At 45.0% G+C, this 24,728-nt stretch carries 24 protein-coding genes, 1 tRNA gene, 2 pseudogenes and 2 riboswitches; of the genes and pseudogenes, 5 read left to right on the top strand and 22 right to left on the bottom strand.

The window, feature by feature from the left end; genetic code table 11:
• Positions 1-4: 4 nt before the first annotated feature.
• The 5 genes from OCV70_RS11890 to OCV70_RS11910 form a co-directional block, all read right to left on the bottom strand.
• Positions 5-1,225 carry a M28 family metallopeptidase gene (locus OCV70_RS11890; RefSeq protein WP_021925269.1) on the bottom strand — a complete coding sequence of 407 codons (1,221 nt, stop codon included), beginning with the start codon at positions 1,223-1,225 and terminating at the stop codon, positions 5-7.
• A gap of 134 nt (positions 1,226-1,359) precedes the next feature.
• Positions 1,360-1,809: an energy-coupling factor transporter transmembrane component T family protein gene (locus OCV70_RS11895; RefSeq protein WP_021925270.1), complete on the bottom strand. Its 450-nt coding sequence runs from the start codon at positions 1,807-1,809 to the stop codon at positions 1,360-1,362.
• 70 nt (positions 1,810-1,879) lie between these two features.
• Positions 1,880-3,130: a transporter substrate-binding domain-containing protein gene (locus OCV70_RS11900; protein WP_262579718.1), complete on the bottom strand. Its 1,251-nt coding sequence runs from the start codon at positions 3,128-3,130 to the stop codon at positions 1,880-1,882.
• Positions 3,097-3,315 (bottom strand): type 2 periplasmic-binding domain-containing protein, encoded by a 219-nt coding sequence (locus OCV70_RS11905; RefSeq protein ID WP_021925272.1) that lies wholly within the window; start codon positions 3,313-3,315, stop codon positions 3,097-3,099. Before OCV70_RS11905 ends, OCV70_RS11900 begins: the two co-directional genes overlap by 34 nt.
• A gap of 36 nt (positions 3,316-3,351) precedes the next feature.
• The gene (locus OCV70_RS11910) at positions 3,352-3,495 is read right to left on the bottom strand and encodes a hypothetical protein (protein WP_173767073.1); all 144 of its coding nucleotides are present in this window, start codon (positions 3,493-3,495) and stop codon (positions 3,352-3,354) included.
• A gap of 289 nt (positions 3,496-3,784) precedes the next feature.
• Here OCV70_RS11910 and OCV70_RS11915 point away from each other — a divergent pair, with 289 nt between their 5' ends.
• Together OCV70_RS11915 and OCV70_RS11920 are read left to right on the top strand one after the other, a co-directional pair.
• The gene (locus OCV70_RS11915; protein ID WP_021925274.1) at positions 3,785-5,974 is read left to right on the top strand and encodes a nitrogenase component 1; all 2,190 of its coding nucleotides are present in this window, start codon (positions 3,785-3,787) and stop codon (positions 5,972-5,974) included.
• A complete protein-coding gene (locus tag OCV70_RS11920; protein ID WP_021925275.1) occupies positions 5,940-7,301 on the top strand; it encodes a nitrogenase component 1 in 1,362 nt (453 codons plus the stop codon). The genes OCV70_RS11915 and OCV70_RS11920 overlap by 35 nt, the downstream gene beginning before the upstream one ends.
• A gap of 111 nt (positions 7,302-7,412) precedes the next feature.
• Here OCV70_RS11920 and OCV70_RS11925 read toward each other — a convergent pair whose 3' ends face one another.
• From OCV70_RS11925 to OCV70_RS11990, 14 genes and pseudogenes are all read right to left on the bottom strand, one after another.
• Positions 7,413-8,369 (bottom strand): ABC transporter ATP-binding protein, encoded by a 957-nt coding sequence (locus OCV70_RS11925; RefSeq protein ID WP_021925276.1) that lies wholly within the window; start codon positions 8,367-8,369, stop codon positions 7,413-7,415.
• On the bottom strand, positions 8,359-9,153 hold the full coding sequence (locus tag OCV70_RS11930; RefSeq protein WP_021925277.1) for an ABC transporter ATP-binding protein: 795 nt from the start codon (positions 9,151-9,153) through the stop codon (positions 8,359-8,361). The genes OCV70_RS11925 and OCV70_RS11930 overlap by 11 nt, the downstream gene beginning before the upstream one ends.
• A 2-nt stretch (positions 9,154-9,155) precedes the next feature.
• A complete protein-coding gene (locus OCV70_RS11935) occupies positions 9,156-10,685 on the bottom strand; it encodes an ABC transporter substrate-binding protein (protein WP_021925278.1) in 1,530 nt (509 codons plus the stop codon).
• An 86-nt stretch (positions 10,686-10,771) separates the two neighbouring features.
• Positions 10,772-11,593 (bottom strand): ABC transporter permease, encoded by an 822-nt coding sequence (locus OCV70_RS11940; RefSeq protein ID WP_021925279.1) that lies wholly within the window; start codon positions 11,591-11,593, stop codon positions 10,772-10,774.
• The gene (gene nikB, locus OCV70_RS11945; RefSeq protein ID WP_021925280.1) at positions 11,583-12,530 is read right to left on the bottom strand and encodes a nickel ABC transporter permease; all 948 of its coding nucleotides are present in this window, start codon (positions 12,528-12,530) and stop codon (positions 11,583-11,585) included. Before nikB ends, OCV70_RS11940 begins: the two co-directional genes overlap by 11 nt.
• A 4-nt stretch (positions 12,531-12,534) precedes the next feature.
• On the bottom strand, positions 12,535-13,263 hold the full coding sequence (locus OCV70_RS11950) for a class I SAM-dependent methyltransferase (protein ID WP_021925281.1): 729 nt from the start codon (positions 13,261-13,263) through the stop codon (positions 12,535-12,537).
• A gap of 106 nt (positions 13,264-13,369) precedes the next feature.
• Positions 13,370-13,562, bottom strand: a riboswitch (cobalamin riboswitch).
• An 86-nt stretch (positions 13,563-13,648) separates the two neighbouring features.
• Complete coding sequence (locus OCV70_RS11955; protein WP_173767065.1) at positions 13,649-15,232, bottom strand: AAA-like domain-containing protein; 1,584 nt, start codon at positions 15,230-15,232, stop codon at positions 13,649-13,651.
• Positions 15,233-15,308: 76 nt separating this feature from the next.
• Positions 15,309-15,824, bottom strand: coding sequence for a cysteine hydrolase family protein (locus OCV70_RS11960; RefSeq protein ID WP_021925283.1), 516 nt, complete (start codon positions 15,822-15,824; stop codon positions 15,309-15,311).
• A gap of 301 nt (positions 15,825-16,125) precedes the next feature.
• Entirely contained in the window at positions 16,126-16,611 is a 486-nt protein-coding gene (locus OCV70_RS11965; protein WP_021925284.1) for an aromatic acid exporter family protein, read from the bottom strand.
• Positions 16,612-16,668: 57 nt separating this feature from the next.
• Positions 16,669-16,920: pseudogene (locus tag OCV70_RS11970) on the bottom strand (glycine radical domain-containing protein); the annotation flags it as partial.
• Between the two features lie 25 nt (positions 16,921-16,945).
• A pseudogene (locus OCV70_RS11975) lies at positions 16,946-17,332 on the bottom strand (pyruvate formate lyase family protein); the annotation flags it as partial.
• Positions 17,333-17,371: 39 nt separating this feature from the next.
• Positions 17,372-18,004 carry a L(+)-tartrate dehydratase subunit beta gene (gene ttdB, locus OCV70_RS11980; protein WP_117849577.1) on the bottom strand — a complete coding sequence of 211 codons (633 nt, stop codon included), beginning with the start codon at positions 18,002-18,004 and terminating at the stop codon, positions 17,372-17,374.
• Positions 18,005-18,019: 15 nt separating this feature from the next.
• Positions 18,020-18,925 carry a L(+)-tartrate dehydratase subunit alpha gene (ttdA, locus tag OCV70_RS11985; RefSeq protein WP_117849579.1) on the bottom strand — a complete coding sequence of 302 codons (906 nt, stop codon included), beginning with the start codon at positions 18,923-18,925 and terminating at the stop codon, positions 18,020-18,022.
• Positions 18,926-19,025: 100 nt separating this feature from the next.
• Positions 19,026-20,291, bottom strand: a complete 1,266-nt coding sequence (locus OCV70_RS11990) for an SLC13 family permease (RefSeq protein WP_021925341.1) — start codon at positions 20,289-20,291, stop codon at positions 19,026-19,028.
• Between the two features lie 413 nt (positions 20,292-20,704).
• On the opposite strand from OCV70_RS11990, the gene OCV70_RS11995 reads away from it, so the two are divergent.
• Positions 20,705-21,616 carry a LysR family transcriptional regulator gene (locus tag OCV70_RS11995; protein ID WP_021925342.1) on the top strand — a complete coding sequence of 304 codons (912 nt, stop codon included), beginning with the start codon at positions 20,705-20,707 and terminating at the stop codon, positions 21,614-21,616.
• A 72-nt stretch (positions 21,617-21,688) separates the two neighbouring features.
• On the opposite strand, the gene OCV70_RS12000 is transcribed toward OCV70_RS11995, so the two are convergent.
• The 3 genes from OCV70_RS12000 to OCV70_RS12010 all read right to left on the bottom strand — a co-directional run bounded on the left by OCV70_RS12000 (position 21,689) and on the right by OCV70_RS12010 (position 23,434).
• The gene (locus tag OCV70_RS12000) at positions 21,689-22,309 is read right to left on the bottom strand and encodes a hypothetical protein (RefSeq protein WP_021925343.1); all 621 of its coding nucleotides are present in this window, start codon (positions 22,307-22,309) and stop codon (positions 21,689-21,691) included.
• Positions 22,310-22,459: 150 nt separating this feature from the next.
• Positions 22,460-22,915 carry a NanQ anomerase/TabA/YiaL family protein gene (locus OCV70_RS12005; protein ID WP_021925344.1) on the bottom strand — a complete coding sequence of 152 codons (456 nt, stop codon included), beginning with the start codon at positions 22,913-22,915 and terminating at the stop codon, positions 22,460-22,462.
• A 144-nt stretch (positions 22,916-23,059) separates the two neighbouring features.
• Entirely contained in the window at positions 23,060-23,434 is a 375-nt protein-coding gene (locus OCV70_RS12010) for a response regulator (RefSeq protein WP_243000118.1), read from the bottom strand.
• A gap of 424 nt (positions 23,435-23,858) precedes the next feature.
• Positions 23,859-23,934: riboswitch (cyclic di-GMP riboswitch) on the bottom strand.
• Positions 23,935-24,085: 151 nt separating this feature from the next.
• Here OCV70_RS12010 and OCV70_RS12015 point away from each other — a divergent pair.
• Both OCV70_RS12015 and OCV70_RS12020 read left to right on the top strand, forming a co-directional pair.
• A tRNA-Arg gene (locus tag OCV70_RS12015) sits at positions 24,086-24,157 on the top strand.
• A 109-nt stretch (positions 24,158-24,266) separates the two neighbouring features.
• A complete protein-coding gene (locus OCV70_RS12020; protein WP_021926607.1) occupies positions 24,267-24,725 on the top strand; it encodes a DUF4869 domain-containing protein in 459 nt (152 codons plus the stop codon).
• The last annotated feature ends 3 nt before the right edge of the window (positions 24,726-24,728 follow it).

Raw genomic sequence — 24,728 nt, forward strand, 5'->3', positions numbered from 1 at the left:
CTTTTTACTGCTCTTTTCTTTTTCTGAAAAGGTACTCGTCCAATTCTGTCTTGATTTTCTCCGGAATCTCTCTGGAAACCGGACACACAACTGCATTGGCAAAACGCTCTGTGAACTTCGCCAGGAAATCAATATCCTTCTGCAGCTGCTCCATAGACATCACTTCCATCAAATCATAGCGGCAGTGGATTGGTGCCACATTGGAGCTTGCAAGACGGGCAAAGGAAAGGGCCGGAACACTCTTGTCCGCAAATGGAGTAGAGTCACTGGAATAAACGCCCTGTTTCGCCTCTACCGGGAATCCCACCTCTGCTGCCATATAAGAAATATAATGCGCCAGCTTATCCTCTGCAGAAACACATGCAATGAATTTTCCCAGGTAAGTTCCGATCATATCCAGGTTAATGTTCAGCGCCGCTTTTTCCAGTTCAGATTCATGGTCGCGAACATACGCCTTAGAACCCAGAAGTCCGCGCTCCTCACTGCCGCAGAATACAAACCGCAGTCCATAGTTCAGTTCCTTATCCTTCAGCTGCTCCATAATTCCAAGCAGACCCGCGCAGCCGCTCATGTTATCATAAGCGCCGTGAGACAATGAGGTGGTATCATAATGTGCACTAAGCACGATGTATTCCTCTCTTTTTCCTGGAATCTCCGCAATTACATTGTGGGATTCCCCGTCATACTCATGCTGGAAAATTTCCAGGCGGATATTTTTCACCTTGTTTTTCACAAGCTCCATAGCCTGGCCGGAATGGATCATAGCGCAAAGCACCTTGCGCTCCTCCCCAACTGCAGCCTCGCGAAGATCTCGCTGGTCAATATCTGTATTTGGATAATGCACGTTTCCGTACTGGAAAATAAGTCCCTTCGCCCCAGCTTTCATCAGATCATGGTAGCTGAAAAATCCAACGCCCTGATCCAACAGCACGATTTTGTCCTTTGCACCAGCCAGGGAAACCGGATCCATTCCCGGCATATAATAAAGCTCCCCTTCCACCACTCCGCTTCCGCAGCAACTAAGAGCCTTACATGGAATCTCCTGTCCATCCGCCAGCAGATGAACCTCTTCAATGTCTCCCATTGCCACCCGGAATCCTTCCAGATGCGCAGGCACTCCAAGCTCCTCACACTGGCTCTTCAGAAACTCTGCAACCTGCAGTTCCTCCTTCGTTCCGCTTGCATGAACGAAGTCTGTTGATTCAAAAATATGCTTTAAGTTCATAACCTTTTTGCTCCTTTGTCATAAATCTTCCTATCCCATGATTCTATCATTTCCCCCACCCGTTTACAATTAAAAAAGCTCCAAATCCATCTCCCGACAGATCTGAAGCCATTTTCAAAAATAAAACCCTCTTATCAAACAAATGGATTATAAAATCTTCCCAACTTTATCGTCACTGTCAAACTGATCACCAGCAGCAGGACGCCGATTCCCAGTACAATGAAATCCCTTCTTGCAAAGGGGCGTCTGGTGTACCAGGTTCGTTTTTTGTCTTTGCCGAAGCCGCGCAGCTCCATGGCGTTGGAAATGGTGTCGATTCTGTTCAGGCTGGTAAGGATCAGCGGAAGAAGGATATTCACTGAGTTCTTCAGCCTTGCAAAAAAGTGCTCATTTATTCCCAGCTCCACGCCTCGTGCCTGCTGTGCCTGGCTGATGCTGTGATAATCCCTCTGGATATCCGGGATGTACCGAAGGGCAATCGCCACCGAATATCCCACCTTATAGGAGATCCCAATGCTGTTCAGACTCACCGCAAACAGCCCAAGTAAGATCCAGGTATTATAAGTGAAATTCAATATATCCATATTCCAGCTGGTTCATATCCAGAATGGAATTCACCAGCGTCAGCAGATAATTGCCTTCTGTAGTAATGTTTTACAGAGACCGCTCCAGCCTTGCGCTGTCGTTCTTATACTTCTGTGCAATCTGCGTCATTCTCAGAACCACGTTCAGCGGAGTCCGAATATCATGACTCATCTTGGAAAAGAAATTCTGCTTGACCTCATTGGCTTCTTTGGCAGACGTAAGTGCTGCTGCAAGCTCTGCCGCAATACGTTGCTGTTTATTTTTACTCTTCACAGACAGCACTGACAGAATAACGAAAAACAGAATCAGGAAAATCGCTGCGAGCACCACCATCAGATAAACGGGATTATCAAACAGGAATGCCACTATGCTGGTTTCTGTTACCGCCTCCGTGTTTTTCTGTACAATCTCCTCGCCAAGCTGCCGGAAAATATCTGCCAGCGCTTTTTCCCAGAGTCCATAAAAGTGGTAATCATCCCTGGCATTGACTCCCATTTCCATGCTCAGGGCGGCACCTGGAACAATATCTACGCTTAAACGATTCTGTACATCATTTCTCGCCAGTTCCTGGGCTGTGTAGCTCATAAGCAGCGCACCGTCCACATTGCCTGTTGTAACTGCTTCAACACAGTCTTCATTGTTTTCCAGGGTTATAACTTCTACCTCCGGCCACATCTCGGAGATAATCTGTCTGATGGAAATATTGTTGCTTACCATTGCCAGCTTCTGGAATTTACTGGAGGAGCCACGCTTTCTAAGAACCGATACGGTTGTGGTCAGATAAGGATCTGTGGTTTTGTACGCAAAGGTTCCTTCCTTATCGTAGCTGCCGTCCACATCCATCCAGACATCCACGTCACCGGACTCCTGAAGCTCTGCAAGAAGCTTCGTCTCCTCATCTGTGAACTCCGTATTCTGATTCTGGGAACCGTAATATTTGTTGTACAGTTCCGCTCTCCAGTTCGGTGTTTCCCGGTTCATGCAGTCAATGGCATTGTCGATCTGGTCGATCAAATCCTGGTCTTCCCTGCGGGCCATTATGTAATATGGGGTCTGTCCGAAGTTCTCTATCACACTCTCATCTTCCAGAATGCGGATGTAGCTGTTTACCAGCGCATCCACCTCATCATTGATCAGTGCATCGGTAAGCTCTGTAGGAGTTTCATAATAAATAATCTCACAGTCAAAGCCTTTTTCTTTGGCAAATTCCTTGAAGCTGTCGTTATAGGTATGCCGTGCCAGAAGACCGATGCGCAGGCCATTGTAGGTAGAATAGTCACCGGCCACTACATCGTGTTGCCCACCTTCACGTTCATGCATGTGGTCGCTGTAATCGCCGGATGCTTGGAAAAAGCAAATTCCGTTTCTCTTTCCTCCGTTTTCCTTGCTGCAGTATAAATGTCAATGTCTCCGCTTCGCAGCATTTCCTCGCATTCCTTTGCGGTCTTGTCATAGCCTACATAAGAAAACGTGCACTGCAGATATTTGGAAACATCCTGCATCATCTCATAACCGTAACCGGAACGTCTCCCGTCCTCATCCTACATATGATAGCAGTCAAACGCATAAAATCCAATCTTATACTCCGGCGTATCTTCCTGCGGCACAGCCGCTGCAAACGTCTCGCAAGCCGTCATCAGCACCAGCAAAATCCCCCTGACCAGCGCCATTACTCGCTTCCTCATAACCCTTTCACCCTCATTTTCCACCATCTTCTTTCCAAAACAAAATATAAAAACAGCCTTCTAACATCATGGCTTTTTTTCTGATGTCAGAAAGCTGTCCAGGTCAGTTTTATAAATAAATTTTACAACTGTTGACCTTTAAGTTCAACTGGTTTTATAAGAATATTTCCATGCCAGAAAATGTGCCGCAGCTCTGGAAAAAACGCCTTTTTCTCCCATGCAGACATTGTATCCGCCACCCCTATATGATATCCTTATACACAGTAAAAATACACAGAGGAGGAACATCATGCAAATTGCAGTTTACGGAAAAGGCGGAATCGGGAAATCCACCATGAGCGCCAATCTGAGTGCTGCCCTGGCGGCCTGCGGCAGCAAAGTACTCCAGATCGGCTGCGATCCCAAACACGATTCCACGCGTCTTCTGCACCACGGCAGAAAGGTTGTCACCATTCTGGACTATCTTTTAAATACCCCTGAAGACGAACAAAAGCTGGATGATGTGTTAATGACAGGATTTCTGGACACTGGCTGCGTGGAAGCAGGAGGTCCCAGACCTGGAATGGGCTGTGCCGGACGCGGAATCCTGACCGCTTTTGATTTTCTCAACCAGTTCCACGCCATGGAGCATTATGACCAGATCGTATATGATGTGCTTGGTGATGTTGTCTGCGGCGGCTTTGCCGTTCCTGTCCGCAGACAGTATGCCAATGCCGTTTTTCTTGTAACCAGCGGAGAATCTATGGCAATTTATGCCGCCAATAACATTCTCTGCGGAATCAAAAACCTGAATCCAAATGGCAGCCAGATTGCCGGAATCATCTACAACAGCCGCGGCGTAGGCGACGAAAGCAAACGGGTAGAAGATTTCGCACAGGCTGTGCACCTTCCCATTCTTGCCCGCATCCCCAGAAGCAGCAGCTTTGCCCAGGCAGAAAAAGAAGCCATGACTCTTGTAGAAAAGGATCCAGACAGCACAGAAGCCAAGATTTTCCTCGAACTTGCAGGGAAGCTTTTAAACCAGCCCAGGCTTTATCCTGCTCAGCCATTATCCGAAGAGCAGATGGAATTATTTATGCGCGGCGACACCCCTTCCCAGGCCACAGCACCTGTTCAGGAAAAGAAGCCTGCAGTTGTGATTCCCCCAACACCAGCTGCGCCTTCCGGAACCAAGAAGCGGGCACTGTCTGACCCGTTCAGCCGTGTTCCTTTATACGGCTGTGCCTACCGGGGCGCAGTTGACCTTGCCATCCACATAAAAGATGCCGCCGTTCTCGGCCATGCCCCCAAAAGCTGCACCTGGTATGCCATCAATGGCTTCAGCAGCTACGCCAGGAGAGGCTTATATGAACGTGGAATCCTCTATCCCGCCTTTGTCCCAAGACAGTTCGAAAACACGGATATCACAGTAAATGATGCTGTATATGGCGGCATAGACCATGCCCGGCAGAAAGCACTGGAAATGGCAGCGCGGGGGATCCGCAATATCATCGCTGTTACCGCCTGCATTCCTGGATTAAGCGGAGATGACCTGGTTCCTCTTCAAAAAGAACTGAAAACTCTTGGAGTGAATATGTATATCATCCACACCGACGGAATCGAAGCCGGAGACTACAATGACGGCATGGCTCTCTGCTACAAAACCCTGGCCCTGGAAGCTGTGGATTCTGATGTGACACCAGAACCAGACTGCATCAACATTGTCTATGAACCCACCATCTCCTCCCAGACCGACAAGAACTTTATGGATCTTCAGGACATGCTGGAAAAAATGGGCATCCGCATCAACTGCCGTTTTCTCTGCGCTGAGTTCATGGAAAACATTCGCCAGTTTAAGAAAGCACCTTATTCCATTATGGCCCGTTATGATGAGCTGGGCCATCAGCTGCAGAACATATTTGAAGAGAAATATGGCTGCAAATTTCTGGACGGGGAACTTCCCAGAGGCTTTTCGGAAACCGCTGACTGGCTGCGCATGGTAGGAAGACTTTATGGCAAAACTGCAGAAGCAGAGCAGGTAATCGCAGAAAAACAGCTTCAGTACCGCAACCAGATTGATGCACTGAAGCCTTTGTATAAAAATAAAAAAGTACTCTTTTTCCTGAACAACAAAATTATCGACTGGATCTTTGAGCTGTCCCGCGATCTTGACTGGAATGTAGTAGACTCCATCCTCATCGGCAGCAAGGAGGACAGAACTATCGACTGGAGACACCAGTTCTCAAAGGACTGGGATGGAAATCTGGAATCCCTGAAAAAATCCATAGCAGAGAAGAAGCCGGACCTTATCATACTCAATCATTCCATTGCCCAGGCCTGTATTCCGGCTGATATCTTCACAGCAAATCTGTCCCGGGACGTTGGTTCCGGCTTCTTCGCAGGAACCGAATGCGCCCTGCGGTGGAGCCAGCTGTTTGAAAACTCTTTAGAAGGAAGGTGGAAGCATGACAAATCAATATTTGAGAAACTCTGTCGCTGATCACATCACAGGTGCCATCTCCGCCTGTGAAGGAATCCGAAACAACCTTGTAATCCTGAATGGTCCTATTGGCTGCAAAACTTACTACACCTTCAGCGGCGTAGATTCTGTAGTGCGAAGATCTGACCTGTGGAGTCTTCGCGGGGAACTTCAGCTGGAGGACGCCATGGATGACCACCTGCTGCGCAGCCAGTACTGTGTGGGAAGCGCCCGCACTCCGGCAACCAATCTGCGCTACACAGACTACATTTTCGGAACCGGGGAACAGCTGCACCGTGCGCTGAATGATTTTTTTGCGGAAAGAAAATACGACCTTTTTACTGTGATCCAGACACCCGGCACTTCTCTTCTGGGAGAAGCCTTAGAACCAGAGCTTGATGAGATCAGCAGTGAATTTCAGATTCCCCACCTTTTCATTGAATCTCCTGCCTTTTCAGAGAATTCCATGATTGGCTATGATGAGACCACTGTTCGCCTGATGGAGCTTTTATGCGACCGGACTTCATCTGGGAACAAAGATACCGCCACTCCCCGTGTAAATCTTTTCGGCTTTGACTCCCATGAGAAATTTCCGGAAGGCGGCCTTAAAGAAATCACCAGACTATTAAAACTGTGCGGCATTGAAGTTCATACAGCAGTTGGCATCAACTGCCCGGTCTCCGATTTCCGTACCATTGGGGAAGCAGATGCTAATATTATTCTCTGTCCGGAACGGTGCAAAAAAACAGCCGAGTACCTTCGCACTCATTTTAATGCACCGGTTTACGAAACAGGAGGCATGCCCATCGGCTTTGATCTTACAGAGAAATTTGTCCGGGAAATTTCAGAACTGCTGGGCACAGACTGCACCGCCGCATTAGATGACATTGAAGAAAACCGCGCCCGGGCTTTCTACTACATTGCACATTGCATGGGAAGCAGCGGTTTCCCCAAAGATCTTCGTTATGCAGCAGAAGGAGAACCTTCTGTCCTCTGTGGGTATGTAGATTTCCTTTCCGGTTATCTTGGCATTAAACCAAAGGCGATCCATCCTCTTTACACCCAGTGCCATACAGAAAATCTGATCCGGGAAAAGCTTCAGGAGCTTCACTGTGAAGATGCCCTGGAACAGGATATTGCAGCTGTCAATAATGTGCTTCTCCTGGCCGGCGCAAACACTATTGTGGAATTAAATACCTACAGCAATAACATTTTCGGAATTGAAACAGCCAATCCCGGTTCCGGATACATTCACGTAATTCCCAAAACATACGTTGGCTGCCAGGGTGCCCTGTACCTTCTCGAGCAGGTTCTAAACGGCACTAAATTGTTGCGGTCGTGGCTTTAAAGAAATACACCTGATTTCTTATCCATCAGAAGCTTGCACTGCAAGGCATAAAAAAGGTTGTTCGATACGCTCTCGAACAACCTTTTTCTAAAAACACCTGAATATTATTTCTTATTCCGTGAACTGAAAACAAGCCACCTTATGTCCCGGTTCTACTTCCTGCAGAGGCGGTACGTTTTCCTTACACTTCTCTGAACACCAACTGCATCGCTCTGCAAAGGCACAGCCCTTCCGGATTTTCAGAGGGCTGGGAGGTTCGCCCTTTGGCGCTGCAATCTCTTCATTCTGATCACAGTACACATCAAAAATAGAACCCAGCAACATTTTTGTATACGGATGCATAGCCTTCTCACCAAGGGTTTCGCTTTCCAGAAGCTCCACGATCCTGCCAAGATACATCACTGCGATCCGCTGGCTTACGCTCCTTACCAGAGCCAGATCATGGCCGATAAACAGACAGCCAATGTTCTTTTCCTCTACAAGCTTTACCAGCAGCTGCGCAATCTGATTCTGTATGGAGACATCCAGCGCCCCTGTTGCCTCATCACAGATCAGAAGCTTGGGCTGAATGGAAATCGCACGGGCAATTGCCACTCTCTGCAGCTGACCGCCGGAAAGCTCATGAGGATAGCGGCTGACGAATTCTTCTGGAAGTCCAACCTCCTGAAGCAGTCTGCCCACTTCTTTCAGACCTTCTGCTTTGCTGATCCCATCGAAGTTCCGCCTGGCTTCCATAAGATAGGTTCCCACCTTCATTCTTGGACTAAATGAACTTAAAGGATCCTGGAATACCATCTGGATATTGCGGCGAAAACGCCTTTTCTCGCCGCCTTTCAATCCGATATAATCTTTTCCCTCCAGCAAAACCTTTCCATCGGAAGTCGGAGTGATCCCGGCGATCATTCTGGCCAGGGTACTTTTCCCGCAGCCGCTCTCTCCTACGATTCCCAGGCATTCGCCCTTCTGAAGGGAAAAACTAACATGATTTACTGCATACAGTTTTTCTTTTTTTACCGGAAATGTTTTGTTCAGATCCATCACTTCCAGAAGAATCTCATTACTTTGCAAATCGTTTTCCCTCCAGCCTTGGCACTGCTGCCAAAAGACTTCTGGTGTATTCATGCTTCGGATGGAAAATCACATCATCCCGCTTTCCGAACTCCACCAGTTTTCCCTGACACATAACTCCAATCTTATCTGAAATGTAGGAAGCAACTCCCATGTTGTGGGTTACAAGAATGATCGCTGCCTGATACTGCTCACGAAGCTTTTTCATTTCTCTTACAACCTCTGCCTGGATCGTTACATCCAAAGCAGAAGTGGGCTCATCTGCAAGCAGCAGCTTGGGCCTTGCAGTCATTGACATGGCAATTCCCACGCGCTGCTTCATTCCGCCAGAAAGCTCAAAGGGATAAGAGCCAAGCACACGTTCCGGATCTGTCAGATGCATCTTTGTCAGCATCTTTTTCTCCAGTCCGCGGCACTCCTCCTTCGGCATTTTGCGATGAACCAGAATTGACTCCCGATACTGAGAATCCACGATACGGATAGGATCCAGGGAAGCTCCAACATCCTGGAAAATCATTGCAATTTCCGTTCCACGGATTTTCTGTAGGGAGCGTTCATCCAATTCCAGAATGTTTTTTCCCTGAAATAAAATCTTTCCGTCTGTTACCTTGCCTCCAGGAGGCAGGATTCCCAGAATCGCGCGAATTAAAGTTGTTTTTCCGCTGCCGCTTTCACCTACAATGCTGACAATCTCCTTCTCTCCGATGGAAAGGGAAACATCGTCTACAGCGGCCTTTTGCCCCTGGTAGCTGATCGTACAGTTCTCAATGTTCAGAATATCCATAATTATTCAGCAAGTGTCCACTTATTTGTTACAAGATAATAGTCAATCGGGAATACAGTTACATTCTCGATTTTGCTGTTTACCAGAGTTACATTCTCATTTGCATACATCCAGATTGCCGGAGCGTCATCAGCAAGAACTTGCTGTGCTTCTACGAATGCGCTTACACGGTCTTCCTGGGTAAATGCAGCATCCAGCTTGTCCAGAACTGCCTGGAACTCATCGCTGTGATATCCGCTGTAGTTGTCGCTTCCGCCATCAGACCAGCGGTTCATCAGATATTTCTGTCCGTCACCAGCATTTACAGTCTGCCAGTTCGGGGATACCAGCATATCGAAATCACCAGCTGCACGCTTGTCGCTTACGTTCTCAAGCATCTCGATCTGAACGTCTACACCGATCTGTTTCCACATATCCTGCAGAGTCTCGCTGACTGCAGTGGAGGAACCGTTGGAAATAGAAATTGTAAGGGAAAGATTCTCTCCGTCCTTATCTACGATTCCATCTCCGTCTGTATCGCTGTATCCAGCTGCCTCAAGGCACTCTTTTGCTTTATCAAGGTCATAGGTCTGTGCAGTTACTTTATCAGAATCATAACCAACAGACGGCGGGAATGCAGTTCCGATTGGAGAAGAATATCCGTTTCCTGCAACCTGTGCAACAACGTCACGGTCTACTGCATAGGATAATGCAAGACGAAGGTTCTTATCGGAAAGAGGATTTCCTTCGCGGCAGTTTAACTCGAAGTCGTTCTCTCTGGTACCGGTTACTTTTACGATGTTGATATCATCATTGTTCTCAACACGGCTGAGGGAAGTAGCATCCGGTCCCTGTGCAAGGTCGATATCTCCGGAAAGCATTGCATCTGCCTTTGTATCGCTTCCGATATTCTTTACAGTGATGCTCTTGATCTCCGGTGCTCCGTCCCAGTAATTCTCGTTTGCAACAAGCTCGATTTTCTCCTCAGATACATACTCAGATACTGCGTACGGACCTGTGCAGATCGGCATTGTGTCATAGTTGCTGGTGTCAGCAGTGGTGTCAACGATAACAGTCATAGGCTCTGTAAGCTGTGCTACAAATGCGCTGTACTCTCCGTCAGTTGTAAATACTACATATTCTCCGTCAACATCGATGCTTGCGATTTTAAGGTCTCCTCCACGGGAGTTGTTGTCGATAGATCTCTGAATGGAATCTTTTACGATTTCAGGTGTTAACTCTGTACCATTGCTGAATTTTACGCCCTGGCGAATATGGAAACGATAGGTTGTGTCATCTGTCTGCTCCCACTCATCTGCTAACTGTCCAACAATCTCCATGTTCTCGTTTACAGTTACAAGTGTCTCACCAACACCGCAGCGGGTAAGGTTCCATCCGCACCAGTCTGTTGCCGGATCCATACCTTCAATGTAAGTGAAAAGTGCCAGATTGATGTGGCTGTCGTTGTCAGCAGCAAATGTTGTAACACCGCTTCCCATTACGCTGCAAGCCATAACTCCTGCAAATAATAAAGACATTAACCGTTTTTTCATTTTGTTTTTTCTCCTCCTGTTGTTATGTGCATGTTTACTTTATCTATGTTCATCCTTCCAACCTCTGGGGCAGAAAGTAAACATCATTATTTTTTTCCTTTGGGATTCATCAGATCCTGAATACAGTCTCCCAATAAGTTGAATATAATAACATTTATCAAAATTACCATTCCCGGTGCCATAAGCATCCAGGGCGCTGAATACATATAATCTTTTCCTTCTGAAAGCATGTAGCCCCATTCCGGCGTAGGCGGCTGGGAGCCAAGTCCTAACAGGGAAAGTCCTGCAATCGTCAGAAGCTTGCTTCCAATATCCTGGGTGATATTTACCAGAAGGGAAGGCATAACATTTGGGATAATGTAGCCTGTCATAATGCGGAAATTGTTGGCTCCGCCCAGTCTGGCCTGTTCTATGTAGGTATTGTTCTTTATGGAAAGAACCAGGGAACGGCTGATTCTCGCGTAATAAGTCCATCCAGTGAGGGTCATTGCAAGGATCAGATTGGGAAGTCCTGTTCCCAGGAAGCTAACCAGTGCAATTGTGAAAATTGATCCTGGAAAAGCCATGAGCATATCGGAAAGACGCATCAACACTGCATCAAACGCGCCGCCCCAGAAACCGGCTGCTGTTCCCACCAGAATTCCCACAACTGAAATAATCGCAGTCACTGCAAAGGCAATCAGAAGAGAAGTTTTTCCTCCATAGAGGATTCTAGAAAAAATATCTCTTCCCATCTGGTCTGTTCCCAGAAGATACTGTTTGCAAGGTGCTTTCAATAAATCGGTATAGTGTGTTTCAAGAGGATCGTATGGAGCAAATTTCCCGGCAAACAACGCAAACAATAGGAAAATCACTGCAAATGCTGCCGAAATTCCAAAACGGATCCATATTTTTTTCTTACTCTTCATGCTGTACGGCTCCTCTCCTGATTCTTGGATCAAGCCACTGATATGAAATGTCCACCAAAAGATTTACCAGAACGTAAATGCATCCCATCCACATAACATATCCCTGGATCAGCTGATAATCTCTTCCGGAAATAGCAGCCACAGCCGCACTTCCAATTCCATTCCAGCTGAAAACCGTTTCCACGATCATGGTTCCTCCAAGCAGGCCGCCGAAGGACATTCCCAGCATGGTTACTACTGTAAGCAAGGAGTTGGGAAGCACATGGAAAAAGATGGTGCGGAATCTTCCCACGCCTCTGGCCTGACAGCCATTGATGTATTCTTCGTTCATCTGCTCTACCATTACCGCCCGGATTCGCCTTATATAATATGCGCTCATGCTTAATGATAAGGTGATGGCTGGCATGATCAGGCTTTTGAAGGAATCTGATCCGCCAACCGGAAGCCAGTGCAGATTGACTGCCAGCAGATAGATCAGCATCATACCGCCCCAGAAGCTTGGCAGTGAAATTCCAAGGAAGGACATAAACCGGATAATATAATCTGCTGCCTTATCCTTATACACTGCTGATAAAATTCCCAGCGGAAAAGAAATCAGAAGCATCAGAATAAAAGAAGCAACTGCCAGCTTAATGGTATTGGGAAGCTTTCTTCCAAGCACCTGGGAGACCGGCTGTGCATACTTTACCGACATTCCGAAATCACCGTGTAAAGCTCCCTTCAGCCAGCTTATATACTGTTCGCCGAAGGATTTGTTTAATCCATATTTTTCTTCAATCTTTGCAATTACTTCTCTGTCATGACCAGCACCCATGGATTCCGCCAGCTGCTCTGCCGGATTGGATGGCAGAATATATGTAAGTCCAAAGGTCATAATGGAAAGTCCAAACAGGATAATTACAAGTGAAACTAGTCGCTTACAAATTTCTTTTTTCACTTTTTCAGCCTTTCTGTGCTACAATGCAAAAGCTCATTGGCAGCGGACTGCCAGAAACTTCTACCTGTATTTTGCGAAATCCCAGGTCTACCAGTTTACCAAAATCCCATGCCGGGCGGTCAACCTGGCTCATGGGCAGTTTTTTCGCAATTTCTTCCATAATATGGAAATCTACATTTTCTTTGTTATGGCGTGCGTGACAGCCCTGATTCTCTTCGTCACCGTACAGCTTCTGAAATTCCTGGTACATCTTTTCATATTTCTCGCTGAAATAATGGCGGTAGTAATTTCCATCTTCCAGAATCAGAATTCCGCCTTTTTTCAGAACCCGGCTTACTTCCTCATAGGCTTTATCCGCATGCTCCAGATTCCAGAATACATTTCTTGACACCACTGCATCGAAGCTGTTGTCCGGAAATTCCAGATTCTGTACATCCATCTGCTTAAGATCCGCCTTCAGATTTTCCGCATCCAGATTTTTTCTGACTTCTTCCAGCATTTTGGGGCTGTAGTCCACGGCAGTTACCTGATATCCCATAGACGCTAACAAGGTGGTAAAAAATCCGGCACCGCAGCCATCGTCCAGTACCGTGCACCCTTCTTCCAGAGAATTGCGGAAAATATTTTCCCAGTGCTTTCCCGGTTCTGTCTTTCGCTCTTCCATACTGGCATCAGAAAATCCGCCAGCTCTCATGTCCCAGTATGTCTGAATATCCTTCAGTAATTCAGCCATTTACCTTTGTCCTCTCTGTTTTTTCAATAATAAAAGCCGCTGAAGACACAGCGGCTTAACGGCATAATATTTCTATTACACGCAACCTCTATACTGTGACTCGCAGCAAAAGTTCTTCATTCCGGCCGGTATTCTGGCTCCAGCGTCATCATACTGCTTTCCCTTCCCGATTACTCAGTGGATATAAAAGCATACTCGACTGTTACAGCTACGGCATAGCACAGGATTCTCACCTGTTTCCCGTTTACTCCGCCGCGTTTTACAAAAACGTGGCAGGCACCAAAATGGTTTCTTTATTAAATTTTTATACTAAAATCATGCAAACTGAGTTTAATATAATATTTTGCATTTGTCAATGAAATTGGCAGAATCCGCGATTATTTTACTAAACAACCACTTCCAAAATTCGTTTCCCATCATAACTGATTTCCCGGATTCCGGTCTTTTTAGACTTATTAAAATTAAAGCTCAGCAAATATCCTTTTTCCATCTTATAAAATTCCAAATATTCAAAAAGCTGCTGCTCTCCACGGGTATTATATTCGTTTCCCCTCCAGATTTTCAATTCAATTATAAAGCGTTTTCCCTTATAATCAACGATTACATCCGTCCTTCTGCTATCCCTGGTTCTGGCCTCAATATAATAATTTCCCGTTCCATTTATAATAGGTTTTAAATAAAGTAAGAAAAGTTTTCTTCCATTTTCCTCTATAAATTTTTGATCGTTTTCTGCATATATTTCTTCATAATGCTCACAAAATTTTTCCATCACCAGATCCATCGGAAGCATTCCGGACACAATAAATCGATTACGTTCTATCCCGGCATCCTTATACAATTCACTGTTAATCGCCATTTCCGCCAAAAACAAATCATATAATTGTGTTTCAAAAATTCGATTGGATACTGCAGTAAGCCCATTCCTATCTTTTAAAAATCCAAAAGTCACTCCCAGATTAACTAATGGATTTTCAATCTTAAATGGGAAACTTACTCCGCCAAACAAAATACTTTGGAGCATTTCCTTCAATTTCGGATAATCTGACAGCTTTTTCACCATATCGTCAAATAGTGTGTTCTTTTCTCCCAACAGCATCTTCACCGCCGTAAGAAGCCCATCCTTACTCCAGCCTTCCTTCTTAGTAGGAAAAAGCTCACTTCCCGAAACTCTTTCATCCACTAGCTGACAAAGCCGTGACACCAGATATGGATAACCGGAAGTATAATTGTACAAAAATTCACTTACCTGCTCTATATCCATTCCAGTTTTAAAATCACTCTCATATTCCAGCAGCATAGCTCTAATATCCTGGATGGAAAAGTCCATACTTATATCAAAATCTACTGCAATATTCCATGGACTGTTATATTTTGACTCTTCTTCAGGATGTATTTTCACCTTCAAAGTCTTTATATCATATACGCCTGCCAAAACAACCGACTGGAAAGTCTGATCTTTTCCCTGCTGCATACGAAGATACTTTTCGCGAAGAAGCCCAAGAAATGATAAAAAGATCTGATTATCTGAGCTTTTGTCCACCTCATCGATCATAAGGATCACTGGCTGACCGCACGCTTTACACAGGGAACTGATCTTTGCTCCCAACGAGCGCAAGGGAAATTTTTCCAAAATAGGCTGATACCATTCTTCTACTATTTTCTCATCCGCATTTTGTTCTTTCAAACAATCGCCTATATCCAGCATAAGACCTTCTGCCAGACTGGAAAGTGACTGAAAATATTCATCCGCAGATTCAAAGCTCAGACTCAATACAATATAATTCTCCCTTAATCTTTTTTCAAGCAAATAGAGTGTGGTTGTTTTTCCATATTGTCTTGCACGATTTATGGTAAAATACTGCCCGTTTTCAATGTATTCACTGATAATCCGGTCAATTCTGCCACTGATATCTACCATATAATTCTTTTCCGGAATACATGTTCCTGTAGTGCAAAACCTTTTCTTCATACAAACACCTCCTCCATCTGTCATTTATAAAAAAGTATACCCAATTTTATTCCTGTCCGCAATCCGCCAATTAAATTTAAATTACCTCGATCTGGCAGGCCTTCATGGCTTCCAGTGCTCTCTCGTGGCTTTCCGGGGTTACTCCTGCGCAGCAGAGGGAATCTACAATGATCGGCACCTCTGGAAGAAATGCTTTGAGCAGCATAGCATTGGAGATGACGCAGATGTCGGTGCAAAGTCCCACCAGTGTAATGCTGTCGATGGCTTCTGATTTATTGAACTCCTTCAGAACTTTTCCAAGAGTTTCACTGCCGAAAGTAGGCTTGTCAATGGGACCGGACTCCAGAAGTTCCGCGATCTCCTCGCGGATTTCCCAGCCATAGGTTCCCCGGATGCAATGCTCCACCGGGAGCTTTCTGCCCTCCTGGGTCTGCAGGTAATCTCCGCCATGTGTATCCCTTGTAGCCAGAACAAGTCCATTGAAATTCTTCACTCTGTCTACCACATTGGGCACAATTGCTTCCGCCTCTGGCGTGCCAAGCGCCCCGTCTATAAAATCATTCTGCATATCGATCACAACTAAAATATCCATGCTGTTCCCCCTTTGTGTTTTTCACGCCCTGATAAATTCATCATAATTTTTTCGAAAACATACTTTTTCTTACTATATCACCTTATCCGAATTTCGTACATACCCTTATACAAGAAAGCCGCTTCTACGGGACACAAAAAACAGCCGCCAGGCCCTGTATAGGGTTGTGACCTGCCGACTGCTTTCCTTTTTCATCTTACCCTTTAATCAATACGTTAGAGGTGTTTATCTTTTATTTTTGAAACGATAGCGGAGAAATTTTTATCATCATCCGTACCAAAGTTTTCACGTTCTTTTTCCCTCATGGTACGGTTCTTGCGATTGTGTATAGAAAAACCCTTTCTTTTCCGACTGTAAACATAACAACGAAATAAATGACGATTCCAGGCTGAATTGCAGAATCTGCACCCAGTGCAAAATTGCACCAGAGTACAAGACAAAGCCCTGTTACAAGCCATATCCAGTCAGGTATTCCAAAAGGCTGACTGGTATACAGCCTATGAAAGGGAATTACCAGAAGACCGCCTACAAGAGTTCCGATCACCCGGTTAATTCCATTGTGGAAGCCCTCCTCAAACTGGCTTCCCACCCCGTACACTGCACCGATCAGTGCAAAACAGGGATTTCGCCCTCCCAAAGGATATTCATAAATAACAGAAGTAATCAACACTACCAGAGCTGTACGCCACATACGTTCTGTCAGACGGGGCGATTTGAAGTTTTTCAGCGGCGTAAGCTGCCACTTGTTTTTCACTTCAGCTCTGTCCAGCATTTCCTGTGGTCCCATTCGCAGCACTCCTGACTATGCCGTTATCAGCTGGTTTTTTTGACCCCAGCCTGATTCCTACAGTGTCTTATGGCAGGTACGTGCAATAACATCAAGCTGCTGTTTCTTTGTTAAGGAAATAAACTTCACAGCATAACCGGAAACACGGATGGTAAAATTCTGATACTCCTCTTTTTCCGGATGCTCCATTGCATCGATCAATTTCTCTGTGCCAAATACGTTTACATTCAGGTGATGGGCATCCTGTGCAAAATATCCGTCCAGAATCTGAACCAGGTTATTCTTGCGCTCCTCATCCTCATGTCCAAGTGCATACGGATTACATCATCATACATGTTTCTGCTGCCTGCACTGCCATACGGATTCCACCGTAAGGCATAAATGCACGTTTCAGCGGCTTGTCTGTCTGAAGACCTACAATCTGTTCCAGATCCTTCATATCCTCACTGATATAGCCAGGACCATATGCGGTAAGTCCGGAAACCACTTCTGTTTCACATTCCAGCACGCCGCCTTTCTCGCGCTCTTCCTTCTGAAGCTTCTGAACATGGTTCCATAACTTTTCTGTTCTGGATGTAGGACCTGTCAGAAATGACTCGTCACCATCATATGGTGTGTAGTTTTTCTGGATAAAGTCACGGACATTGATTTCTTCCTGCCAGATTTCTCCGCGAAATCCGTCCCATGCTCCATTACTGTCAAACTTTCCCGGGGCTGTCATTGGCATTGCCTTTCTCCTCCTTTATTTTGTGTAAGCTTTTTATTTGATAAATTTAACTTCCGGATAGATAGCCTGCTTTGCAGCTTCTTTTCTCTCGTTGAAAATTACCTTGTTCTCTTCGAACAGGTTGCGTCCCTGTGCATCGATGGATACGATCAGCGGACCAAATTCTTTTACCTTGTTGCACCATAAAGTCTCCGGCATTCCAAGCTCATCCCAGTGATGCTCTACAATCTTCTCAACCTCTGTTGCAGCTACTACTGCACAGCCAGCCGGGAATACGCAGTGGATTGCACCAAATTCCTTACATGCGCGCTCTGTGTTCGGGCCCATTCCGCCTTTTCCTACGATCACTCTTACGCCTGTTAATTTGGTAAATTCATACTCGAATTTCTCCATACGCATGGAGGTTGTCGGTCCAACAGAAACCATTTCGTAATTATCCTCTGTTCCCTCAATCTTGCGGACAATAGGACCCGCATGGAAAATTGCTTTGTCTTTGATGTCATATGGAAGCTCTCTTCCATACTCAACCAGACGGCGGTGAGCTACGTCACGGCAGGTCATCAGATCTCCGTCCAGCCAAACAATATCGCCGATTTTGATATCAGCCAGGTCTTCTGCACTGATTGGTGTAATAAGAACTTTTTTATCTCCTCTGATTTCGATCATGATTTTTCCCTCCGATTATGCGTTGAATTTCCATGTGGAATGTGTATCACAGGTTACTGTAAGGTCAGAATTTACAATAAGGTGACCACGGCGGTGTGACCAGCAGCCTACGTTTACTGCAACACCGATTGTGGATGGATGACGAGCTGTGTTCTCAATGTTTACTCCCATTACAGAATATTTTCCGCCCATTCCCTGCGGTCCAAGGCCAATCGCGTTGATTCCGTCTTCCAGAAGCTTTTCCATTTTTGCTGCGTTTGCGTTGTCATTGTGAGAACCGATCGGACGCATCAGGGCTTTCTTGGAGTTAAGGGCTGCGGTCTCTACAGAGGTTCCTACACCTACGCCAACAAGAAGCGGAGGACAAGCATTCAGTCCATATGTTGTCATCTGGTCCAGAACGAAATCAGTAACGCCCTCATAGCCTGCGCCTGGCATAAGTACCATTGCTTTTCCCGGAAGAGTACATCCGCCGCCTGCCATGTATGCGTAAATCTCACATTTATCACTGTTCGGAACGATATCCCACCATACAGTCGGAGTTCCTTTTCCAACGTTTCTCTTTGTGTTGTACTCATCGAAGGTCTCTACTGAGTTGTGTCTTAAAGGCGCTGCGAAAGTAGCCTGTACAACTGCTTCTTTGAGAAGTGCTTCCAGTTCATTGATGTAAGGGAAATTTGTTCCGCATTTCAGCCAGAACTGAAGAACTCCTGTATCCTGGCAGCTCGGACGGTTCAGCTCTACAGCCAGTCCCTGGTTCTTGGTCATTGTCTCATAAAGTACCTTTGGAAGTGCTGCGCTTTCCTGGGAACCAAGCTCTTCCAGCTTTGCTACTACGTCATCCGGTAATTTTTTTCCAATATGGGCAACAAAATCTGCTACCATGTCTGTTAATACTTTAACTCCATTTTCTTTAGTCATGATTTACCTCCTGATTATTAAATGGTTGATATTTTTGGCATTTGATTTTTGGTTATTATTTATCTAAAGCAGTATAGTTCCTGCTTTATTTCCTCATCTCTTACGGATAGAACGGGAAAAGGATCGGCAGTAAGATCATACAGATCACAAAGGATACCAGAATCAGCGGCAAGCCTGATTTCACGTAATCCTTGAATTTATATCCTCCAAGTCCTACTACCATGGTGTTTGCAGGCATTCCAATCGGTGTTGCATATGCACAGGAGCCTGCGATTACAGTCGCGATAACCACTGCTCTTGGATCTGCTCCAAGGTTGTTTGCAAGGGAGACTGCAATTGGAATCATCAATGCGGTAGTTGCTGTGTTTGACATAAAGTTTGTCAGTGCACAGGTTACAATGAAGATTACCAGAAGAAGTACGATCGGGTTCGGATCTGCACCAAGAAGTCCAACGATCTTGTCTGCAATCAGTTCTCCGGCACCAGTTGTGTCCAGTGCTTTTGCCAGTGTCAGCGATCCGCCGAAAAGAAGTACAACCTTCAGGTCGATGGAAGCCAGCGCTTCTTTTTCAGAAAGAACTCCTGTCACTACCAGAACAATTGCACCGATGCATGCGGAAAGCTGAATGCTGATTCCGATCACTTCCTCGAAGATCATTGCAAGGATTACAAGAACCAGAACTACTAATGAAACGATCTGTTTCCATTTTGGAACATCACTGAAATCTTTCTGTTCTTCCACTGCTGCCCCTGCGACGCCTTTTCCATCCGGAAGGAACTTGTATCCGATGAAAATGAAGTAGAGGATTCCAACGATCAGCATCGGAATTCCAACTGGTGCATACATGAAGAAGCTTATGGAAAGTCCCATTTCCTGGAGTGCATTGACTCCCATCAGGTTTCCTGGTGCGCCGATGATGGAAAGATTTCCGCCAAGTGCTGCTGCAAATACCAGCGGCATCAGAAGGCGGCTTCTTGAATAGCCAGATTCATCGGCGATTCCACAGACTACGGGGATCAGCACTGCTGCTGTACCTGTGTTGGATAAGAATCCTGACATCACGCCTACGATGACCATGATCGCGATGATCAGTGTTTTTTCTGTTCTGGCAAATTTGGTAACCAGACCTCCGATTTTATTTGCCATTCCTGTTTCAAATAGTGCCTGTCCTACTACGAACATTCCGACGCAGAGGATTACGTTGCTGTTTACGTACTGTGAAAACGTTGTAGATACATCCAAAACTCCGGTGATCGTCAATCCAATCGCACAGATGGAAGCAGTGAGCCCAAGTGGAATTTTTTCGAGGATGAAACTAATGATGGTGAACACAAGAAACAGCAATGTGATAGTTGTGTGAGACATTTCTGTACTCTCCTTTCACGTGTTTGCTTTTTTTGTTTCGCATTTTTTCGCTTTGTATTTCTTCTGTCTCTATTTTCCGTCTTATTTTTCTCCTGAAAAGTATCGGCCGTACACGTTTCTTTTGATGACTTTATTATAGCCTGTGTACCTGTAAAAAAACAAATTAATGGGTTGCATAACCCCATAAAAATTTTTTATAGTCTCAATTTCCAGGTGTAGTTTTTGTGCAATATTGCTATGAGATAGCAATTATTTGAAATAAATATGGAAATTATTATAGGTATGTGGTATTTTTAAGAGGAAATGAGCCAGAAAGATATAGATTTCAAGACTTTTCTAAATCAGAATAACCACTTGGATTTGCTTTATGTAAACCTTACTTTATACAAAAATGTAATTTAGAGGTGCCTATTATGACTCTTAATCAACTCCGCTACTTCTGCACTGCCAGCCGCTGCCACAGCATCACCAAAGCAGCCGAAGAATTATATGTCACCCAGCCCACCGTGTCCGTAGCCATCCGTGACCTGGAAATCGAATTTGGAATCAGTCTTTTTTACCGGAAAGGAAATCAGCTGATCCTTACCCAGGAGGGAGAGGCACTTTACGAAAAAGCCACCTACATTCTTCAGTACTGCACCGAGCTTCAGGCTGACTACTCCAGCATGGCAAGAGTGAAACCGCCTCTTCGCATCGGGATTCCGCCCATGCTGAGCACGGTCTTTTTTCCGGAACTGCTCACTGCCTTTCGCCGGGAGCATCCGGAAATTGCTGTCGTTCTGGAAGAATACGGCTCTGTCCGCGCCTGCAATCTGGTTCAGGATGACACCCTGGATCTGGCTCTGGTTAATATGGAGCAGTATAATATTGATAAATTCCATAATGCGGTTCTGGCAAATGACCAGGTTGTTTTTTGTGTGAGTAAAGACCACCGACTGGCGGACAAAAAATCGGTTACTACCAAAGAAATGTCAAAAGAAGATATGGTTTTCTTCAACGCTGATTCCGTGCAGAACCAGCTGTTAAAAACACGGTTCGAAATGGACGGCTACACGCCTAATATCGTCATGCGCAGCAGCCAGATCTACACGACCCTGCAGTTTGTAAAAACCGGAAAATACGGCTGCTTCCTTTATACCAGCATGACTGACAAATTTGCCAGCTCCGGGATCGTCGGCATTCCCCTTAATCCGCCTGTTCGCGTAAAAATTGGAATGGTCTGGAAAAAGGGAAAATACATCAGCGGAGATATGCAGAAATTCCTGAACTTTACCAGGATGTACTACAGGGAACATCCGCTGACGCAGAAGAGTTCTGCGCCGTAAAGTTAATCATCAGAATACAAAAAGATACTACTTACCAGTAATATACTCATAAGTAGTATCTTTCCAATTTTACTAAATAAAGTACTCAATAACCTCTTCCACCGGCACTCTGGTTTTCTCATTATAAACCAGCACAGCCTCCCGGGCATTTACTTTTCCAAGGGCATACAGGACGTCTTCTTCACGGTTGAAATACCGGAAAGGCACTTCCCGGTTGTATGCTCTTGGATGTTCCAGATCAATGAGGATATCTTTTTCCTCGTAAGGCTCATCCCAATAATAAGGATCAAACAGCAAAATACTGCCGTCCTTCACTCCGGTAAGGAGCACATAATGGGGTTCATCCAGAAACAGTCTTACCACGGCTGCCCCGCCATGACTCAGTGCCTGGTTAATCCTACTCCCCGGACCTATGTACACCTCAGATCCCGACAAATATTCACTGCTTACCGTCATCATCCCAAGGTTCCCAAACTCATTCAGCCAATTGGAAAGAAACATCATGGCCGCCCTGGATGTACCTCTTTTTCCCGGAATGCCTTCTTTGCTGTAGCAGTCCAGACAGTAAAGCATGGTATTTCGGATCACCTCCGGCGGGATCTCATCCCTGTCAAACAGATAAATAATCGCATTCAACATGGATGTGGGTCCGCAGTCATATTCTGAAATCTGATAATGCAATGGATTTTTCACGATTTATGCCCCCTCTTTTGTACAACTCCTCAAATAATATGTCATTATAAAAATGCTACTTACAAGCATGATACTTATAAGCAGCATATTATATGGTTCCTGTTTTTTCAATAAGAAATTATATTGTATTTCCCTTCCGTCACAAACAGCTTATTTCACTGGAATCTTAAACACAATTTTCTTCGCAGGTGCCGGCTCGTCTGCTGCAACTCCTGGCATGTGTCCGTCATCCGGTGCATAGAAGCCGAACATTCCCGGCTCCAGTACCGTATACCCCTGCCATGGACCAGCCACATAAAGAATAGAATCACTCTCCGGTGTCATGTCATTCTCCACTGTAAGATTCCGCAAAGAAGCCCAGTAGATTTTCTCTTTTCCCTCTATTAGATACTGTAAATCACAATATTTCTTGTGGGATTCCATCTGTGAGCCCTCTAACGGTCTTGTAGTATAACTCTGCACAGAGGCAAACACACCATTTTCCAGATCATATCTGCCCGCCGGAAGATTTTCCTTCTTCTGCTTCTCAATAAATGCCAGAACCATGTCTGCATACTCCTGCAAATCTCCATAAAGATGCAGCTTGTCCGCATAATCTGTAATCATAAAAACTTCCCCCTCCATTTTTTACTTGACTGCTTCATCATCGCAGTCCTCTGTTTTTCAGGTAATTTGATTATATTAGTTTAAATGGATTCGCGCCATTACATTTTGCCTGACTTCTGATTTTCTTTTCGAGAAAATACGTCTCTACAGCCACCGTCTCAGCACATCCCTGAGCCGTGTCATGTCCAGTGGTTTGGAGATGTGTTCGTTCATTCCTGCATTTTTGGCAAGCAAAATGTCTTCTGCAAAGGCATTGGCAGTCATGGCTACAATGGGGATAGTTTTTCCGTCCTGTTTGTGGAGCGAACGGATTGCTGCCGCCTGCCTGTTCTCCCCTTCAGTCCATGCCAGCGGAGAAATTGCTATGGATTTAAACTGCTTCTCATTCATTGTGCAGTACTCGAACCGGAAAATATCCTCCGGCTTTTTCAGCCTGCTCCTGATATTTTCCGGGGAAAAGGCCTCTTCCAGGGTAAGCTCACTGGAAACCGTCTTAAACTTAGACGCCATAGCTGCCACAATTTGATCCCCTGGCTGATAAGCTTAAGATTCTCCTGCATCTGCATTTCGCCTTTACCGCTGATATATCGAAACCGATCATTTTCAATATAAGCACAGTTTTTTCCATAAACCACATTTTTCAGTGATCCAGAGGTTCTGTTCATAAATTCCTCATAGCTGTACCCAAGATTATGCAGGAAAAATTCACTGATATAAGCAATCGTCAAATTTTCATCATAATATCCTGCAATAAAACCAACGGCGTGATTGTGGTAAATTGTTGATTGTATTGCAGAATAAGCTTCCTCACTAAGCTACAGTTCCTCAACGGAATACAAAAGTTCCTCTTTATATAACTGTTTCTTCATTTTCACTCTACTCCATCTATATAAAAAAACACATACTGCAGCATTCGCCATAGTATGTGTTCCTATCCCGATTATTCTGCAGCTGGCTGCCATTTTACAGGCCCTATAGTTTTGCGTCACAGCCTTTCGACTGCTTTGCCCATTTATAAATTTGTTTAGAACATTGTATACAATCTCTCTCTGAATTGCAATTGTTTTTCAACAGGTTTCCTAATTTATTTTTATCCGTTTTGCCATTTCCTCACGAAAGAAAAACCTTGTAATTTGTTTCTAAATATAGTACAATTGTACCTACAGATTTGTCCTGTTAGTTTAACGGATAAAACAAGCGCCTCCTAAGCGCTAGCTGTGGGTTCGATTCCCGCACGGGACGCTTATCTAGGAAAGCGGGTGAAACTCCAACGGAGGTGTTGGAATTTCACTCGCTTTTTGTTTTTCCCAGACTGACAGCTCAAAATTTATATCTGCATCGGAGGCATTATATGCTGACAATCATATACGGAGACGAACCGCAAAGTATTTACAATACGAATGTTTATTTTAAAAATACTTATGATCCGGAATGGTTTGAAACAGAACTTGCCAGAAAAATGGTTGAAGATATTGATCACTCAAATATTTTAAGCAGTGAATGTATTAGCAGTCCTGTTCTGGGACAAATCCCACCAGAAAGATTATCTGGCGGAGTCAAGACTTTGTTATTGATTCTAAATGAGCCAGACAAAATTTTTAATGCATCTGCATGTGGTGATAATTGCGCAAAATGGCTGTTAGAAATTGGAAAGATCAAGGACATAACAATTAATCTCAGGCATATGATGGACTTTGGAAAAAATACTGCCTTTGAAATAAAAGTAAAAAACGGAGGCGAACTTGTCCATTCCATGCGTGAACTGCTTCCAATAGCCAGTAAATATCTAAATGAAATGAAACCGGAGTGATAA

This window comes from Blautia acetigignens (assembly GCF_025566865.1).
Taxonomy (GTDB): domain Bacteria; phylum Bacillota; class Clostridia; order Lachnospirales; family Lachnospiraceae; genus Blautia_A; species Blautia_A acetigignens.

Excerpts from the sequence above, each read along its gene's own strand:
- OCV70_RS11890 (WP_021925269.1), bottom strand. The coding sequence starts at position 1,225 with ATGAACTTAAAGCATATTTTTGAATCAACAGACTTCGTTCATGCAAGC.
- OCV70_RS11895 (WP_021925270.1), bottom strand. The coding sequence starts at position 1,809 with ATGGATATATTGAATTTCACTTATAATACCTGGATCTTACTTGGGCTG.
- OCV70_RS11900 (WP_262579718.1), bottom strand. The coding sequence starts at position 3,130 with ATGCATGAACGTGAAGGTGGGCAACACGATGTAGTGGCCGGTGACTAT.
- OCV70_RS11905 (WP_021925272.1), bottom strand. The coding sequence starts at position 3,315 with ATGATGCAGGATGTTTCCAAATATCTGCAGTGCACGTTTTCTTATGTA.
- OCV70_RS11910 (WP_173767073.1), bottom strand. The coding sequence starts at position 3,495 with ATGAGGAAGCGAGTAATGGCGCTGGTCAGGGGGATTTTGCTGGTGCTG.
- OCV70_RS11915 (WP_021925274.1), top strand. The coding sequence starts at position 3,785 with ATGCAAATTGCAGTTTACGGAAAAGGCGGAATCGGGAAATCCACCATG.
- OCV70_RS11920 (WP_021925275.1), top strand. The coding sequence starts at position 5,940 with ATGACAAATCAATATTTGAGAAACTCTGTCGCTGATCACATCACAGGT.
- OCV70_RS11930 (WP_021925277.1), bottom strand. The coding sequence starts at position 9,153 with ATGGATATTCTGAACATTGAGAACTGTACGATCAGCTACCAGGGGCAA.
- OCV70_RS11935 (WP_021925278.1), bottom strand. The coding sequence starts at position 10,685 with ATGAAAAAACGGTTAATGTCTTTATTATTTGCAGGAGTTATGGCTTGC.
- OCV70_RS11940 (WP_021925279.1), bottom strand. The coding sequence starts at position 11,593 with ATGAAGAGTAAGAAAAAAATATGGATCCGTTTTGGAATTTCGGCAGCA.
- OCV70_RS11950 (WP_021925281.1), bottom strand. The coding sequence starts at position 13,263 with ATGGCTGAATTACTGAAGGATATTCAGACATACTGGGACATGAGAGCT.
- OCV70_RS11955 (WP_173767065.1), bottom strand. The coding sequence starts at position 15,232 with ATGAAGAAAAGGTTTTGCACTACAGGAACATGTATTCCGGAAAAGAAT.
- OCV70_RS11960 (WP_021925283.1), bottom strand. The coding sequence starts at position 15,824 with ATGGATATTTTAGTTGTGATCGATATGCAGAATGATTTTATAGACGGG.
- OCV70_RS11965 (WP_021925284.1), bottom strand. The coding sequence starts at position 16,611 with ATGGGACCACAGGAAATGCTGGACAGAGCTGAAGTGAAAAACAAGTGG.
- ttdB (WP_117849577.1), bottom strand. The coding sequence starts at position 18,004 with ATGATCGAAATCAGAGGAGATAAAAAAGTTCTTATTACACCAATCAGT.
- ttdA (WP_117849579.1), bottom strand. The coding sequence starts at position 18,925 with ATGACTAAAGAAAATGGAGTTAAAGTATTAACAGACATGGTAGCAGAT.
- OCV70_RS11990 (WP_021925341.1), bottom strand. The coding sequence starts at position 20,291 with ATGTCTCACACAACTATCACATTGCTGTTTCTTGTGTTCACCATCATT.
- OCV70_RS11995 (WP_021925342.1), top strand. The coding sequence starts at position 20,705 with ATGACTCTTAATCAACTCCGCTACTTCTGCACTGCCAGCCGCTGCCAC.
- OCV70_RS12005 (WP_021925344.1), bottom strand. The coding sequence starts at position 22,915 with ATGATTACAGATTATGCGGACAAGCTGCATCTTTATGGAGATTTGCAG.
- OCV70_RS12020 (WP_021926607.1), top strand. The coding sequence starts at position 24,267 with ATGCTGACAATCATATACGGAGACGAACCGCAAAGTATTTACAATACG.